This is a genomic window from Hydrogenovibrio crunogenus, from assembly GCF_004786015.1.
Classification (GTDB): domain Bacteria; phylum Pseudomonadota; class Gammaproteobacteria; order Thiomicrospirales; family Thiomicrospiraceae; genus Hydrogenovibrio; species Hydrogenovibrio crunogenus.
Map to the genome: position 1 here is coordinate 915,589 of NZ_CP032096.1, position 16,127 is coordinate 931,715.

The 16,127-nt window shown below is 42.1% G+C and carries 18 protein-coding genes and 1 tRNA gene; 18 read left to right on the forward strand and 1 reads right to left on the reverse strand.

The features are described from left to right. Nucleotides 1–24 precede the first annotated feature (24 nt). Nucleotides 25–330 (reverse strand): ribosome assembly RNA-binding protein YhbY, encoded by a 306-nt coding sequence (gene yhbY / locus GHNINEIG_RS04330; RefSeq protein WP_135795507.1) that lies wholly within the window; start codon nucleotides 328–330, stop codon nucleotides 25–27. A gap of 178 nt (nucleotides 331–508) precedes the next feature. Between yhbY and rlmE the strand changes: the two genes are divergently transcribed. The 18 genes from rlmE to nuoK all read left to right on the forward strand — a co-directional run bounded on the left by rlmE (nucleotide 509) and on the right by nuoK (nucleotide 16,123). After that, nucleotides 509–1,129 (forward strand): 23S rRNA (uridine(2552)-2'-O)-methyltransferase RlmE, encoded by a 621-nt coding sequence (gene rlmE, locus GHNINEIG_RS04335; protein ID WP_135795508.1) that lies wholly within the window; start codon nucleotides 509–511, stop codon nucleotides 1,127–1,129. 152 nt (nucleotides 1,130–1,281) lie between these two features. Next, nucleotides 1,282–3,237, forward strand: coding sequence for an ATP-dependent zinc metalloprotease FtsH (gene ftsH / locus GHNINEIG_RS04340; RefSeq protein WP_135795509.1), 1,956 nt, complete (start codon nucleotides 1,282–1,284; stop codon nucleotides 3,235–3,237). Between the two features lie 60 nt (nucleotides 3,238–3,297). Next, entirely contained in the window at nucleotides 3,298–4,125 is an 828-nt protein-coding gene (gene folP, locus GHNINEIG_RS04345; protein ID WP_223260937.1) for a dihydropteroate synthase, read from the forward strand. Nucleotides 4,126–4,148: 23 nt separating this feature from the next. Then, on the forward strand, nucleotides 4,149–5,483 hold the full coding sequence (glmM, locus tag GHNINEIG_RS04350) for a phosphoglucosamine mutase (RefSeq protein WP_135795510.1): 1,335 nt from the start codon (nucleotides 4,149–4,151) through the stop codon (nucleotides 5,481–5,483). 71 nt (nucleotides 5,484–5,554) lie between these two features. Further along, nucleotides 5,555–6,316: a triose-phosphate isomerase gene (tpiA, locus tag GHNINEIG_RS04355; protein ID WP_135795511.1), complete on the forward strand. Its 762-nt coding sequence runs from the start codon at nucleotides 5,555–5,557 to the stop codon at nucleotides 6,314–6,316. 1 nt (nucleotide 6,317) lies between these two features. Next, on the forward strand, nucleotides 6,318–6,638 hold the full coding sequence (secG, locus tag GHNINEIG_RS04360; protein ID WP_135795512.1) for a preprotein translocase subunit SecG: 321 nt from the start codon (nucleotides 6,318–6,320) through the stop codon (nucleotides 6,636–6,638). Between the two features lie 19 nt (nucleotides 6,639–6,657). After that, nucleotides 6,658–6,742, forward strand: a tRNA-Leu gene (locus GHNINEIG_RS04365). Nucleotides 6,743–6,841: 99 nt separating this feature from the next. Then, nucleotides 6,842–7,198, forward strand: a complete 357-nt coding sequence (locus GHNINEIG_RS04370; RefSeq protein WP_135795513.1) for an NADH-quinone oxidoreductase subunit A — start codon at nucleotides 6,842–6,844, stop codon at nucleotides 7,196–7,198. After that, nucleotides 7,189–7,665, forward strand: a complete 477-nt coding sequence (locus GHNINEIG_RS04375) for a NuoB/complex I 20 kDa subunit family protein (RefSeq protein ID WP_011370241.1) — start codon at nucleotides 7,189–7,191, stop codon at nucleotides 7,663–7,665. The genes GHNINEIG_RS04370 and GHNINEIG_RS04375 overlap by 10 nt, the downstream gene beginning before the upstream one ends. A 24-nt stretch (nucleotides 7,666–7,689) precedes the next feature. Beyond that, nucleotides 7,690–8,361, forward strand: a complete 672-nt coding sequence (locus tag GHNINEIG_RS04380; protein ID WP_135795514.1) for an NADH-quinone oxidoreductase subunit C — start codon at nucleotides 7,690–7,692, stop codon at nucleotides 8,359–8,361. Nucleotides 8,362–8,374: 13 nt separating this feature from the next. Beyond that, nucleotides 8,375–9,628: an NADH-quinone oxidoreductase subunit D gene (locus GHNINEIG_RS04385; protein WP_135795515.1), complete on the forward strand. Its 1,254-nt coding sequence runs from the start codon at nucleotides 8,375–8,377 to the stop codon at nucleotides 9,626–9,628. Beyond that, the gene (gene nuoE, locus GHNINEIG_RS04390) at nucleotides 9,625–10,119 is read left to right on the forward strand and encodes an NADH-quinone oxidoreductase subunit NuoE (protein ID WP_135795516.1); all 495 of its coding nucleotides are present in this window, start codon (nucleotides 9,625–9,627) and stop codon (nucleotides 10,117–10,119) included. The genes GHNINEIG_RS04385 and nuoE overlap by 4 nt, the downstream gene beginning before the upstream one ends. 4 nt (nucleotides 10,120–10,123) lie before the next feature. Further along, nucleotides 10,124–11,404: an NADH-quinone oxidoreductase subunit NuoF gene (gene nuoF / locus GHNINEIG_RS04395; protein WP_135795517.1), complete on the forward strand. Its 1,281-nt coding sequence runs from the start codon at nucleotides 10,124–10,126 to the stop codon at nucleotides 11,402–11,404. A gap of 53 nt (nucleotides 11,405–11,457) precedes the next feature. Beyond that, entirely contained in the window at nucleotides 11,458–13,560 is a 2,103-nt protein-coding gene (gene nuoG, locus GHNINEIG_RS04400) for an NADH-quinone oxidoreductase subunit NuoG (RefSeq protein WP_135795518.1), read from the forward strand. A 19-nt stretch (nucleotides 13,561–13,579) separates the two neighbouring features. Continuing rightward, entirely contained in the window at nucleotides 13,580–14,644 is a 1,065-nt protein-coding gene (nuoH, locus tag GHNINEIG_RS04405) for an NADH-quinone oxidoreductase subunit NuoH (RefSeq protein WP_135795519.1), read from the forward strand. Between the two features lie 10 nt (nucleotides 14,645–14,654). Then, nucleotides 14,655–15,146 (forward strand): NADH-quinone oxidoreductase subunit NuoI, encoded by a 492-nt coding sequence (nuoI, locus tag GHNINEIG_RS04410; RefSeq protein WP_135795520.1) that lies wholly within the window; start codon nucleotides 14,655–14,657, stop codon nucleotides 15,144–15,146. Between the two features lie 33 nt (nucleotides 15,147–15,179). Then, on the forward strand, nucleotides 15,180–15,818 hold the full coding sequence (locus GHNINEIG_RS04415) for an NADH-quinone oxidoreductase subunit J (protein WP_135795521.1): 639 nt from the start codon (nucleotides 15,180–15,182) through the stop codon (nucleotides 15,816–15,818). Next, nucleotides 15,818–16,123 (forward strand): NADH-quinone oxidoreductase subunit NuoK, encoded by a 306-nt coding sequence (gene nuoK / locus GHNINEIG_RS04420; protein WP_135795522.1) that lies wholly within the window; start codon nucleotides 15,818–15,820, stop codon nucleotides 16,121–16,123. The genes GHNINEIG_RS04415 and nuoK overlap by 1 nt, the downstream gene beginning before the upstream one ends. Nucleotides 16,124–16,127: the final 4 nt, after the last annotated feature.

Here is a 16,127-nt window from a genome sequence, read left to right on the forward strand (position 1 = left end):
GAAAAATAAGACAGGGATTGATCACTACTTTGGTAGTTGAAGCTCAGACTCTTCACTTGGCCGGAAAATGACAACGGTTTTACCAATCGATTGAACCAGTTGTGCGCCCGTGTTTTGCAAAATATAATCGATAATTTCTTTTCGATCAGATCTTTCAGCCGAAGCCATTTTAATCTTAAGTAGCTCATGGTGCTCTAACGTTTTTTCAAGTTCTTCCATTAAGCTGTCAGTGACGCCATTAGCGCCGATGATAATGATGGGATTTAAACCATGTGCAATTCCTTTTAAGAATTTGATCTGGTTTTTAGAAAGTTTTTTGCTTTGTGACATTGATTTTCCAAAACTTATTATTATGAAGTATCGAACAGACGTGTTTTTTAAACAAGTCTGTTTGAAAATGTATTCTCATCTCATTACTGGGATAGAAAAGAAGCTGTTTTATGAGTGCTTCCTTTTAAGTCGCTCATTTAAGCATATATATTCTATAAGAAAAAGTGATTTAAAACGAATGGCAAGAAGTAAATCAAGTGCAGGATGGCTAAAAGAGCATTTTGACGACTATTATGTAAATAAGGCGAAACAGGACGGCTGGCGTTCTCGTGCGATTTATAAGTTACAAGAGATCGATGAAAAGGACCGGTTGTTTTCCAAGGGGATGACTGTTATCGATTTAGGGGCTGCGCCAGGAGGATGGTCGCAATGGACCACTCACCAGACAGGTGATGAAGGGCGTGTCTTTGCATTGGATATTTTACCGGTTGAGCCGTTTGCTGGTGTGACCTTTATTCAAGGAGATTTTCAGGAAGACGATGTTTACCAGTCCTTGTTAGACGCTTTGGATGGACGAGAAGTTGACTTGGTGATGTCTGATATGGCACCGAATATGACAGGCAATAAAGGGGTCGATATTCCAAGAGCAATGTATTTAGTAGAGTTATGCGTTGACTTGGCAGATCAGGTTCTCAAGCCCAATGGCGATTTACTAATGAAAGTTTTTCAAGGCGAAGGCTATGATCAACTATTAAAAAACTTGCATGAAAAATATCAAAAGGTATTCACGCGAAAACCTAAAGCATCACGCCCTAGAAGCAAGGAGATTTATCTGCTAGCGCGAGGTAAAAAAGCTTAATCTAAGAGGGTTTAAGAACTGAGTAATTCCGCTTAGATACGCAGAAAAAATACGATTTCTGTGTTTATGTATAAAGAATATTAATATGTTTTTGTGGTAAAGTTATCTACATAAATACAAAAATAGAATATAGATGATTCCGAAGGTGAATTATGAAAAATGATATGTTGAAAAATATTTTGATTTGGACTGTGGTGGCGACTGTCATGTTGTCGATCTTCAACCATTTCAGTGGTCAGAAAATGGGGGGAAGTTCACAACTTGCCTATTCCGACTTTATCGACCGTGTACGAGATGGCTCTGTCAGTCAAGTATCTATAGAAGGTGGTACTATCCATGGGGTTTATACCGATGGAAAAGCATTTACTACCTATAATCCGGGTGATGCAGGATTGATGGGTGACTTATTGAATAATAATGTCAAGGTTGTTGCGCGCCCACCTGAAAAACAAAGTGTTTTGATGCAAATCTTTATTTCTTGGTTCCCGATGTTGCTACTGATTGCCATTTGGATTTTCTTCATGCGCTCAATGAGTGGCGGAATGGGAGGCAAAGGCGGCCCTATGTCCTTTGGTAAAAGTAAGGCCAGAATGTTGAGTGATGATCAGGTCAAAGTGACTTTGGATGATGTTGCTGGTGCCGATGAAGCCAAAGAAGAAGTGGGTGAAATTGTTGATTTCTTGAGAGACCCTGAAAAATACCAGAATTTAGGGGGAAATATTCCGCGTGGTGTTTTGATGGTCGGACCTCCGGGGACAGGTAAAACTTTATTAGCAAAAGCCATTGCTGGTGAAGCGAAAGTCCCTTTCTTTAGTATTTCTGGGTCTGATTTCGTTGAAATGTTCGTCGGGGTCGGTGCTTCTCGTGTGAGAGATATGTTTGAACAGGCGAAAGCACACTCTCCTTGTATTATCTTTATTGATGAGATCGATGCTGTGGGTCGAAGCCGTGGTGCCGGAATGGGCGGTGGTAACGATGAACGAGAGCAGACATTAAACCAGATGTTGGTTGAGATGGATGGGTTTGAAGGTAATGAAGGCGTCATCGTTATTGCTGCGACAAACCGTGCAGATGTACTTGATCCGGCATTATTGCGCCCAGGTCGTTTTGACCGACAAGTCACTGTTGGGTTGCCGGATGTTCGTGGTCGTGAGCAAATTTTAAAAGTACATATGCGTAAAGTACCTTTGGCGGATGATGTGAAGCCAGCCCTGATAGCGCGAGGAACGCCAGGTTTTTCAGGGGCTGATCTGGCCAATCTGGTAAATGAAGCAGCGTTGTTTGCCGCCAGAAATAATGACCGTTTAGTTACGCAGAAACACTTTGAAAAAGCTAAAGATAAGATATTGATGGGTGTTGAGCGTAAGAGTATGGTCATGAGTGAAGAAGAGCGTAAGCTGACTGCTTATCATGAAGCTGGACATGCGATTGTGGGGTATTTAGTACCGGAGCACGATCCAGTTTACAAAGTCAGTATTATGCCTCGTGGCCGAGCGCTTGGTGTGACGATGTATTTACCGGAAGAAGACTCTTATAGTTACAGTAAACGTAAGCTAGAAAGTCAGTTATCGAGTTTGTATGGTGGTCGTATTGCCGAAGAGATGATCTTTGGTAAGGAAGCGGTAACCACGGGTGCAAGTAACGATATTATGAGAGCCACTCAGATTGCGCGCAATATGGTGACAAAATGGGGCTTGTCCGAAAAGCTAGGTCCTCTCATGTATGAAGAAGAGGATAATGGTTCTTTGATGGGTACGTCTCGAAATGCCAATGTTTCAAGTGAGATTTCAAATGAAATTGACATAGAAATGCGCCACTTTATTGATCGTAATTATAAAAGGGCAGAAAAAATCTTAACGGATAATATTTCGATACTGCATGCAATGTCAGCAGCATTGTTGCAGTATGAAACCATTGATTCTGAACAAATTAAAAAATTGATGGCAGGTGAAGAACCTGGTCAGCCTAAGGACTGGGAAGATCGCTCTGATGATCATGATGGTACAGCTCAAACGGGTGCAGAGGTTGATGCTTCTTCTGCATCCGATACAAAAACAGATTTGAGTTCAGATGATTCGGTTGAGAATGGTGAGCCAAAGTTACACTAACCTGTTGGTTGATTCGATATAAAACCCCTTGAATGGGGTTTTTTTTATGGGGAAAGTTAAGTGAGATTAACTGATAAATTACATGATCCAACATTAGATCACCCATTAATAATGGGCATTTTGAATGTCACGCCAGATTCTTTTTCCGATGGTGGGAAATTCAATTCAATGGACGCTATAAAGCGACAAGTAGAAAAAATGTCGAATGCTGGAGCAGACATTGTTGATATTGGTGGAGAATCAACCAGGCCTGGTGCAAAAATAGTCAGCTTGCAAGAAGAATTAGATCGCGTTTTACCTGCGATTGAAGCAGTGAAAGCTGTTTCGGATGCTTATATTTCCATTGATACCTATAAACCTGAGGTGATGAAAGAATCCACCAAACTAACGATCGATATGATTAACGATGTGAATGCCTTGCAGGCCGACGGTGCGATTGAAATTGTGCGAGAATCCGGTGTTATGGCTTGTTTAATGCACAAGCAGGGGATGCCAAAAGATATGCAACACTCGCCTGAATATAAAGAAGGTGTTTTTGAAGATGTTTATCAGTTTTTATCTAGACAAAGCGCGCACTGTTTAGAAGCAGGCATTCAGCCTGAAAATATTGTGATTGATCCAGGTTTTGGTTTTGGTAAAAAATTACACCATAATATTGAGCTTTTTGAAAATTTAGAAGGGTTTTCTGAATTACAATACCCGCTTCTTGTTGGGGTGTCGCGAAAAACGATGATTGGTGAACTTTTAGGTGGTGTGCCTGTTGAAGAGCGAGTCGTTGGAAGCGTTTCTGCCGCCGTATTAGCAACTCTGAAAGGTGCTAAGGTTTTAAGAGTGCATGATGTCAAAGAAACAATGCAAGCAATGAAAGTTGCGATGGCTTTGCTTTAACCCTTTTTTAGAAAGGTCGAAAAATGAAAAAAGAAAAAAAATATTTTGGAACGGATGGGATTCGAGATCAAGTTGGTAAAGGCTTGATTTGCCCAGATAAAATTTTAAAGCTCGGTTGGGCCACAGGAAAAGTTATCAAAGACCACGGAGAGTCGGTGGTGATGATTGGTAAAGATACTCGCATCTCAGGTTATATGTTTGAATCAGCTCTAGAAGCTGGCTTTATTGCAGCAGGCGTTGATGTTATGTTGCTTGGTCCTATGCCAACACCTGCTGTTGCTTACTTAACGCAAACATTCCATGCCGATGCCGGCATTGTCATTAGTGCATCGCATAATCCGCATTGTGATAATGGCATCAAGTTTTTTTCAACGAAGGGTCAAAAAATTTCAGATGCGATAGAACATGAAATCGAAGCAGCATATGAGCAAGACTTGAGCATCGTTCCTTCTTCAAATTTAGGGCGAGCCAAACGAATTGATGATGCAGCTGGTCGTTATATCGAATTTTGTAAAAGTACATATGAAGGTGCCAAAAAACTAGACGGGTTCAAGATTGTTTTAGATTGCGCACAGGGCGCTACCTATCATATTGCGCCAATGGTATTTAAAGAACTGGGTGCTGAAGTGGTTGCGATTGGTGTAGAGCCAGACGGTATTAATATTAATCAAAACTGTGGAGCGACAGACTTAGCACAACTTCAAGCACGAGTTGTGGCAGAAAAGGCTGACTTTGGTATTGCATTTGATGGCGATGGTGACCGCGTTATGATGGTGGACGCTCAAGGGGAAGTGGTTGATGGTGATGAGATTCTATATATCCTCGCTACAGGCACGACTCTTCCTGTAAAAGGTGTGGCAGGAACTTTGATGAGTAATTTAGGATTAGAAGTCGCCCTGAAAGAAAAAGATATTGAATTGATTCGAACCCAAGTTGGGGATCGTTATGTTATGGAAGCGCTTCGCGAAAAAGGGTGGGTTTTAGGTGCAGAATCCTCAGGCCATGTGTTGTGTTTAAATAAAACAACAACTGGAGATGGTATTGTTGCAGCCCTTCAAGTGGTTTCGATTATGGTTAATTCGGGTAAAACGTTAACTGAATTACGACAAGGGATGACAAAATACCCACAAATTTTGCAGAATGTTAGAGTTGAAAGCAAAGCTGGTTTAGACACTAATGTTGCATTGAAAAAAGCCGTGCAAGCTTCAGAAGATCGTATGGATGGCAAGGGTAGAGTGCTGATTCGGGCTTCAGGCACCGAGCCTCTTATTCGGGTGATGGTAGAAGGTGACACTAGATCAATGATCGAATCAGAAGTGAAAAGCCTGGTTGAACTGGTTAAAACAGAATTTTGTTAACATTGTCAAGATTGTTTTTTTAAAAAGAAACCGCTAATATAGGCGGAATTTTGCGTCGGAGACTAAACAGAATGAGACAGTTATTTGTTGCTGGTAATTGGAAAATGCATGGTGATAAAGCCTCCATTAAAACACTTGTGACTGGGTTGAATGCGAAAGCAGACAGTGTTGGGGATGTGTTGGTAGCGGTATGTCCGCCTGCAGTTTATCTTGATTATACAAAAAACTGTTTAATGGTAGATAACATTGCATTAGGTGGTCAAAATATGGCGGTTGAGCCTATGCAAGGTGCTTATACCGGTGAGACATCCGCTGCGATGTTAAAAGATGTTGGGTGCCAATATGTCATTCTTGGGCATTCAGAACGTCGAGCTATTTATGGCGAAACTGATCAAGAAATCGCAGCCAAAGTTAAGACTGCATTAACTTCTGGGTTAACGCCTATTTTATGTGTGGGTGAAACGCTTGAAGAACGTGAGTCAGGTCAGCTTGAGTCGGTTATTTCACAGCAGTTAGATGCGGCTGTTGCGGAAGTAGGTATTGATCAGTTTTCAAATGTTGTGATTGCTTACGAGCCTGTATGGGCAATTGGAACTGGGAAAACAGCCAGTGCGCAACAAGCACAAGATGTTCATGCTTTTATTCGTGGGCAACTAGCGAAGTTGAATCCTTCCGTTGCTGAAAAGGTCATTATTCAATACGGTGGAAGTGTTAAACCTAATAATGCTTCTGAATTATTTAGTCAGCCAGATATCGATGGTGGATTGATTGGTGGTGCTTCATTAAATGCAGATGACTTTATCGCAATATGTCAGGCTGCAGGAGAGCAATAAAATGTTTCAAATTATTCTGGCTATTCACTTAGTCATCGCATTTATTCTGATTGTGTTGGTGTTGCTACAGCAAGGTAAAGGCGCTGATGCTGGCGCTAACTTTGGTGGTGGTTCCTCGCAATCCGTATTTGGAAGTAGTGGGTCTAATAACTTTATGTTGAAAATGACTTCTGTAGTCGCAGTTATTTTCTTTATAACGAGTTTGGCTCTTGCTTATTTAGGTGCTCAACAAGCGAAAGGGTATCAGAGTGTGGTTCAAAAGCCTGCTGCAGAGCAGAAAGCGACTGATTCAGATACCAATGAGCCAGTGGTGCCGAACTAATAAGCTGAAAAAAGAATTTGCCGATGTGGTGGAATTGGTAGACACGCTATCTTGAGGGGGTAGTGGCGTAAGCCGTGCCGGTTCAACTCCGGCCATCGGCACCATATTAAAATAGCATTTTGCTAACTGTTGATCTGGTGGTTGTAAAACAACTGCTAAAAGTGTCAGAGTCAAAACTCTGAACGAGAAGAGGCTTGAAACCTATGCTAGAAAATTACTTACCTATCCTAGTATTTGTCGTACTTGGGATTCTTTTTGGAGTGGGGCCTATTTTAGTAGGTTACTTACTGGGTCCACAAAGACCGGATTCTGAAAAACTTTCACCCTATGAGTGTGGTTTTGAAGCATTTGAAGACTCCAGAATGAAGTTCGATGTACGGTTTTACCTAGTCGCAATTTTGTTCATTATTTTTGATTTAGAAATTGCTTTTCTATTTCCATGGGCGGTTGCATTAGAAGAAGTCGGTACATTTGGTTTGCTGGCTATGGGAGTTTTTCTAACATTGTTAGTTGTCGGTTTTATTTATGAGTGGAAAAAAGGAGCGCTGGAATGGGAATAGAAGGCGTTTTAAAGGAAGGGGTTGTCACTACTTCAGCTGATAAATTAATTAACTGGGCGCGTACGGGTTCGCTGTGGCCAATGACCTTCGGTTTAGCTTGTTGTGCAGTTGAAATGATGCATGCTGGTGCCTCTAGGTACGACTTGGATCGTTTTGGTATTATTTTCAGACCGAGTCCTAGGCAATCGGATGTCATGATCGTTGCGGGCACATTAGTGAATAAGATGGCACCTGCATTACGAAAAGTTTACGACCAAATGGCTGAGCCAAGATGGGTTATCTCAATGGGATCATGTGCGAATGGTGGAGGATATTACCATTATTCATACTCTGTAGTCAGAGGCTGTGATCGCATTGTCCCCGTAGATGTCTACGTACCAGGGTGTCCTCCAACAGCGGAAGCTTTGTTGTATGGCATCATCCAGTTACAAAACAAAATTAAACGCACAAATACCATTGCGCGATAACGTCAAGCAGAGCGGGAAAAGTTTATGAAACAATCTGTTTTAGATTTACAAGCGACGATTCAAGAAACACTGGGCGATGCAATTGTTGTCTCGGATATCAAGCTTGATGAATTAACAGTGGAGCTAGCTCCAGAACAGTCTTTATCGGCGCTTACAAAACTGAAAGAAAAGCTAGGGTTTGATCAACTCATTGATGTCTGTGGTGTGGATTATCTAGCTTACGGTGATGTAACGTGGGAAACGCGCAAAGCCGCCAACTCTGGATTTAGCCGAGGTGTCTTTGATTTTGCAGAAGAAGATAATGAATCCGATACCAATATTCCTCGCCGTTTTGCTGTGGTGTATCACTTATTATCGGTTGAGAATAACCGTCGTGTCCGAGTGAAAGTTTTTCCTGAAGACACTCAAATGCCAATGGTTGATTCTGTTGTTTCTGTCTGGAACTGCGCAGACTGGTTTGAACGTGAGGCGTTTGATTTATTTGGTATTTTGTTCAATGGTCACCCTGATTTACGTCGAATTTTGACAGATTATGGTTTTGTTGGACATCCATTACGAAAAGACTTCCCTTTAACTGGGCATGTTGAAATGCGTTATGACGCTGAAAAGGGTCGTGTTGTTTATGAACCTGTCACGATTGAGAATCGAGTGAATGTTCCTCGCGTCATTCGTAATGATGTAGAGCCAAAAGGATAAGTAGAGAATAATTATGTCAGAAATTCGTAACTATACCCTGAATTTTGGTCCGCAGCATCCTTCCGCGCATGGTGTGTTGCGTTTGGTTTTGGAACTGGATGGGGAAACCATCGTTCGCTCTGATCCGCATATCGGGTTATTGCACCGTGGAACTGAAAAATTAGCTGAATATAAGCCATACAATCATTCAATTGGTTATATGGATCGTTTGGACTATGTCTCGATGATGGCCAATGAGCATGCTTATGTTATGGGCATTGAAAAAATGTTAGGCATTGAAGTACCAGAGCGTGCCCAATATATTCGAGTCATGTTTGATGAAATTACCCGAATTTTGAACCACTTGATGTGGTTAGGTGCACATGCCCTAGATATTGGAGCCATGACTGTCTTCTTATACGCGTTTAGAGAACGTGAAGACTTGATGGATTGTTATGAAGCAGTTTCCGGTGCACGTATGCATGCAACCTACTATCGTCCAGGTGGCGTGTATCGTGACTTACCAGAGAGCATGACTAAGTATGAAGAGTCAAAGTGGCATTCTGGTAAAAAACTAGACCAGTTGAATGAAACACGAGAAGGGTCCTTGCTGGATTTTATTGAAGCCTTTACTGAGCGTTTCCCTGGTTATGTTGATGAATATGAAACATTGTTGACGGATAACCGTATTTGGAAACAAAGAACGGTTGATATCGGAATCGTTTCACCAGAAAGAGCGTTGCAATTAGGGTTTACAGGGCCAATGTTGCGTGGTTCAGGCATTGCATGGGATTTACGTAAGAAACAACCTTATGAAGTTTACGATAAATTGGATTTTGACATTCCAGTCGGTGCAACAGGTGACTGTTATGATCGTTATTTGGTTCGCGTGGCTGAAATGCGTGAATCCAACAAAATTATCAAACAATGTGTGAAATGGTTAAAAGAAAACCCAGGCCCGGTTATTTCGGATGATCATAAGGTCACTCCGCCTTCACGTGAAGATGCTAAATCTAACATGGAGGCCTTGATTCACCATTTTAAACTGTTTACAGAAGGGTATTCTGTACCAGAAGGGGAGTCTTATACTGCGGTTGAGCATCCTAAAGGTGAGTTTGGTATTTATATGGTATCGGATGGTGCAAATAAACCATACCGTCTGAAAGTCAGAGCACCAGGCTTTGCTCATTTGGCCTCTTTAGATGAAATGGCCAAGGGGCATATGATTGCTGACGTAGTGGCCATTATCGGAACACAAGACATCGTATTTGGGGAGGTTGACCGATGAGCTCAACTGTAGAAAACATCATTCAAGGGTCTGTTAAAGAACGCATTGATCGCTGGGTAGCTCGTTACCCAGATGATCAAAAGCAATCAGCTGTTATGGCTGCTTTACGTATTGTTCAAGAAACAAACGGAGGGCATTTGACAACAGAATTGATGGATCAGATTGCTGATTATCTTGAGATGCCGCCTATTGCCGTTTATGAAGTCGCAACTTTTTATGGCAACTATGAGCATGAACCAGTCGGAAAGCATAAGATTTGTTTGTGTAACAGCATCTCTTGTATGTTACGAGGCAATGATGAGATTCTGGCTCATATGGAAAAGAAATTGAACATCAAGCCGGGTGAAGTGACAGAAGATGGACGCTTTTCGATTAAGAAGGTTGAATGTTTAGGCGCCTGTGGTGGTGCTCCCATGATGCAAATCGGTAAGACATATTATGAAAACTTAACAGAAGCTTCTGTTGACGAAATTTTAGACGGGTTGGAGTAATCGAATGGTTCATCAAAATGAAAACTGTTTCCGTTTAAACCACCTGGACAACTCGTGGGATATTGAAACTTATATCGCCAACGGTGGTTACGAAGTCTGGAAAAAAGTATTAGCAGGTGAAATGTCACCTCAAGAAATCATTGACGAAGTGAAAACGTCGAATATTCGTGGGCGCGGTGGAGCTGGCTTCCCAACAGGGCTGAAGTGGAGCTTTATGAACCGTGCCGCACCTGGCCCGAAATATATTGTCTGTAACTCCGATGAAGGGGAACCAGGCACGTTTAAAGACAGAGATATTCTACGTTATAACCCACATGCCTTAGTGGAAGGTATGATGATTGCCGGTTATGTGATTGGTGCTTGTGCTGGTTATAACTATATTCGAGGTGAGTTCTGGGAACCTTATCAGCGCTTCCAAGGAGCAATTGATCAAGCTCGAAAAGCTGGTTTATTAGGTAAGAATATTTTAGGATCAGGCTATGATTTTGATCTGTTCACACACTTAGGTGCTGGGGCTTATATTTGTGGTGAAGAGACGGCATTGATTGAGTCACTAGAAGGCAAGAAAGGTCAACCAAGATTTAAGCCGCCTTTCCCTGCCAGCTATGGCCTATATGGTAAGCCAACCACGATTAATAACACTGAGACGTTGGCTTCAATTCCAATGATTCTTGCAAAAGGTGGTGATTGGTTCTGTGATTTGGGTGTGCCGAATGCGGGTGGAACGAAATGTTACTCCGTATCGGGGCATGTCAACAATCCAGGCAACTTTGAAGTCCGTATGGGAACCCCATTTAAAGACTTATTAGAGTTGGCAGGTGGTATCTGGAAAGGACGTGAATTAAAAGCGGTTATTCCCGGTGGTGCCTCAACAGCCATTCTCCCTGCGGAAAAAGCAATGGCAATGAACATGGATTATGATTCGATTGCAAAAGCCGGTTCATTCCTGGGTGCGGGATCGGTCATCATTATGGATGACCAAACAGATATTGTAAAAGTCATGGAAAACCTCAGTCATTTTTACTGGGACGAGTCGTGTGGTCAATGCACTCCTTGTCGTGAAGGGACTGGTTGGTTATACCGTGTCTTGAAAAGAATTCGTTCTGGTAAAGGACGTCCTGAAGATATCGAAGCCTTGAAAGATGTCTCGGGCAAAATTATGGGGCGTGTTATTTGTGGTTTAGGTGATGCAGCAACGATTGGTTTAACCAGTGCGTTAGAACATTACGAACATGAATTCCGTCATTATATTGATCACGGTTGTAGCATTTACGACAAGCAATAATAAGTTGTTTGTTAAGTGCGTAAAATGCCCCCAATAAAATTTAGGTTTAAATTATGGTAAAAATTGAGATTAACGGACAAATGGTTGAAGCTCATGAAGGCGACATGCTGATAGATGTCGCTGATGATGCTCAAATCTCTATTCCACGATTCTGTTATCACAAAAAACTTTCAATCGCAGCAAACTGTCGTATGTGTTTGGTCGAGGTTGAAGGTGCACCTAAAGCATTACCTGCTTGTGCAACGCCGGTAACAGACGGCATGAAAGTTCATACGAAATCTGAAAAAGCCGTCGCGGCACAGAAATCGGTTATGGAATTTTTACTGATTAACCATCCTTTGGATTGCCCTATTTGTGACCAAGGTGGTGAGTGTGAGTTACAAGACGTTGCGATGGAATATGGTGATGATGTTTCACAATATTCTGAAGCCAAACGAATCCTGGGCGATAAAAACATCGGTTCTCTGATCCATACTGATATGACGCGTTGCATCCACTGTACCCGTTGTGTCCGTTTTGGTCAGGAAATTGGTGGCATGATGGAACTGGGTGCGACCGGTCGTAGTGAGTGGATGGAAATTGGAACCTATATTGAAAAGTCCGTCACTTCAGAGCTTTCAGGAAATATGATTGATTTATGTCCTGTTGGTGCTTTGACATCTAAACCTTTCCGTTATTCTGCTCGTCCTTGGGAGCTGAAATCTCATAAGACAATTGCCCCACATGATAGTATTGGATCCAACATTATCCTGCACTCCAAAAACAATATCGTAAAACGTGTTGTGCCGGATGATAATGAATCAGTCAATGAAGTCTGGATTTCAGATAGAGACCGATTCTCATATGAAGCCTTAAACAGTGATGACCGTTTATTGCACCCAATGATCAAAGAGAAAGGTCAGTGGAAGCAGGTTGATTGGGAAACGGCTTTAGCATATGCGGCTAAAAAATTAAAAGACTACAGTCATGCAGATGCTAGCAAAGTGGGTGTGTTGGCATCGCCTAATGCCACTCTGGAAGAGCTTTACCTGCTACAAAAATTAGCGCGTGCAGTCGGAGTTGAAAACTTGGATCATCGTCTACGACAAGCTGATTTCAGTCTGGATAAAGCGGGGTTTGTTGCACCTAAGCTGAACCATTCATTAAAAGACGTTGAGTCTCTGGATAATATTTTATTGGTCGGTTCTTACCTAAGAAAAGAAATTCCATTATTAAATCATCGCGTACGTAATGCACACTTAAATGGTGCGGTTGTGTCTGCGGTGAACCCGATTGATTTTGAGTTTAACTTTAAGCTGAACCAACAACTGGTCTCTGAGAATCTGGTCAATGAATTAGCCGGTATTGCGAAAGCGGTAGCGGATTTGACCGGTAAAAACGACCAGGCCTGGTTAAAATCTGTTGAAGCGACTGAAGCCCAAACGCAGGTTGCGAAAAGCTTAGTGGATGCTAAGAATGCGTCGATCATGGTTGGGCAGATTGCTCAAATGGATAAACATTATGCAGAGATTGTAAAACTAGCGAATCTAATTGCTGACATGACGTCCATTCAATTGAATATATTGCCAATCACTGCTAATGAAGTCGGTGCACATATGACTGGTTTCATTCCTAAAAATGGCTTGAATGTATCCGATATGGTTTCTGGAAACATGAAAGCATTCATTAACTTAGGTATTGAACCTGAAAAAGATCTTCAAGATGGCAGCTTGGCTTTGAAGGCCATGCAAGAAGCTGAGTGTGTGATTAACTTAACAGCTTTTGATACGGAAGCTCAGCGTGAATATGCAGACATTCTGTTGCCGATTTCAACATTTGCTGAAACGGCTGGAACATTTGTGAACGCGTGTGGTGTAAAGCAATCTTTCAAAATGGCAGTAGAGCCGCAAGGCGATGCCAAGCCTGCATGGAAAATTTTCCGAGTACTTGGCAATATGCTTGAGTTAGATGGATTTGAATACACGCATGCTAATCAAGTGATGGCTGATGTTGCAGATGAAACACAATCAGTTGATCTTTCGACATCAACAATCGAACTACCAGCTGATGCAGATTTAATCGGAACACAATTAATTTCCATGTATCAAGTGGATGCTCTAGTAAGACGTTCTCCGTCATTACAAGCAACGCCTGATGCTCAGGTTGTGACAAATTAAGGATAGAGGATAAATAAATATGTTTGATGCGTTACAAGCCTGGCTTTCCTCATTTCTATTTGATTGGTTAGCGGTTTTAATTACTTTAGTTTTACAAGCAGTGATTGTTATCTTGCCGGTGATGATTACAGTGGCATGGTTGACTTATGCTGAACGTAAAGTCATCGGTTACATGCAAGTGCGCATGGGGCCAAACCGAGTCGGACCTGGCGGATGGTTACAACCGATTGCTGATGCGATTAAAGCCATGACGAAGGAAGTTGTCATTCCTACCCAGTCGAATAAATATTTATTCATTATTGCACCTATTCTTGCATTGGCACCGGCTGTTGCTGCATGGGCGGTTATTCCGTTCGATGCCAATGGTGTGGTGGCGGCTGATATTAATGCCGGTGTGCTTTATGTTCTTGCGGTTGCCTCCATTGGGGTATACGGTATCGTCATTTCCGGTTGGGCTTCCAACTCGAAATATGCTTTCCTAGGGGCTTTACGTGCATCCGCTCAGAAGATTTCTTATGAAATCGCAATGGGCTTTGCATTAGTAACCGTATTGATGGTGGCCGACACCATGAATCTAACGGGCATTGTTGAAGGACAACAAGGGGGGATCTGGAATTGGTACTGGATTCCGTTACTGCCGATGTTCTTCGTTTATTTCATTTCCGGTTTAGCTGAAACCAACCGTGCGCCATTTGATGTGGCAGAAGGGGAATCAGAAATCGTAGCCGGTTTCCATGTGGAATACTCAGGGATGGCATTTGCAGTTTTCTTCTTAGCAGAATACGCCATGATGATTTTAATCTCCTTTATGACCGCCATTATGTTTTTAGGTGGATGGTATTCTCCGTTTGAAGGTGTTCCTGGATTAGAGTCACTCTTTAGCTGGGTGCCTGGATTTATTTGGCTGTTCGCTAAAGTTGCTTTCTTATTGTTCTTATTCTTATGGTTCCGTGCGACCTTCCCACGCTATCGTTATGATCAGATCATGCGTTTGGGTTGGAAGGTATTGATTCCTGTCACGATTGTATGGGTCTTTGTCGTAGGGATTATGGAATATTTTAAAGTTAGTCCTTGGTTCAATTAAGAGGTTAAAAATGATTGCATTTATTAAACATCAAGTAAAAACCTTTGGATTGATTGAGTTATTCAAGGGGTTAGCTGTAACGGGTAAGTACTTATTTAAAAAGAAAATTACGGTGCGTTACCCAGAAGAAAAAACACCTTTATCTCCACGTTTCCGCGGCCATCATGCCTTACGTCGTTATGAAAATGGTGAAGAACGTTGTATTGCCTGTAAGCTGTGTGAAGCAGTTTGTCCTGCAAATGCGATTACCATTGAATCAGAAGAGCGTGAAGACGGTACTCGTAGAACAACGCAATATGATATTGACATGTTTAAGTGTATTTATTGTGGCTTCTGTGAAGAAGCGTGTCCGGTTGATGCGGTGGTAGAAACACGTGTGTTCGAGTATGAGTTTCACGAGCGTGGTTCGCATATTATGACTAAAGAGCAACTGTTGGCTTTTGGTGATAAACACGAAAGCCAAATTGCTGCTGACCGAGCAGCGGATGCTAAGTATCGTTAATTATTACCGTTAATATCAAAGAGAATGTGTTAAATGACTTTTGAACAATTTATATTTTATCTGTTAGCGGGTATTTCAGCTCTTTCAGCTCTGATGGTTATCAGTGTTAAAAACCCGGTTAAAGCAGCCTTGTGGTTGGTTTTAACATTTATTGCGACTGCAGGGGTTTGGCTAACTGCTCAGGCTGAGTTCCTAGGCCTGGTTCTAATCCTCGTCTATGTCGGTGCCGTTATGGTTCTATTCTTATTCGTGGTGATGATGCTGGATATCAATCTAGCGCAGCTCAAAGAAGGGTTTACACGTTATTTGCCTTTGGGTGTGCTTGCTGCCGCTGCCATTTTTGCTTTGATGTACTTAGTACTAGGGCCAGAACGTTTCGGGTTAGAGCAATTCGCCGCACCGCAATCTGCAGGTGGCGACTATAGCAACACCAAGTCTATCGCTGTTCCTTTATATACTACGCATGTTTATGCCTTTATCTTGGCAGCCGTTTTGTTGCTGGTCGGTATCGTGGCTGCAATTACATTGACCTTGAGACGCAGACCGCCTAAAGAAGTCTTGTATCAGGATATCGATAAACAAGTCAGAGTTCAGGCATCTGATCGTTTCAAAATGGTCAAAATGGATGCAGTGGTGAAGGAAAAAGACATTCCAGTGAAGGAGGAAGACTGATGATTGCGTTGTCAGATTATTTAATTTTCGGTGCTATCCTTTTTATGGTCAGTATGGCGGGAATCTTCCTTAACCGGAAGAATGTCATTGTTTTATTAATGTCGATTGAATTGCTGTTATTAGCAGTGAACACAAACTTGGTTGCGTTTTCACATTACTTAAACGATGTCACCGGACAGATATTCGTATTCTTTATTTTGACCGTTGCGGCAGCTGAAGCGGCAATTGGTTTGGCGATTATCGTGTTGGTCTTCCGTAATCGTAAGAGCATCAATGTCGATGATTTAGGTTCAATGAAAGGGTAATAAC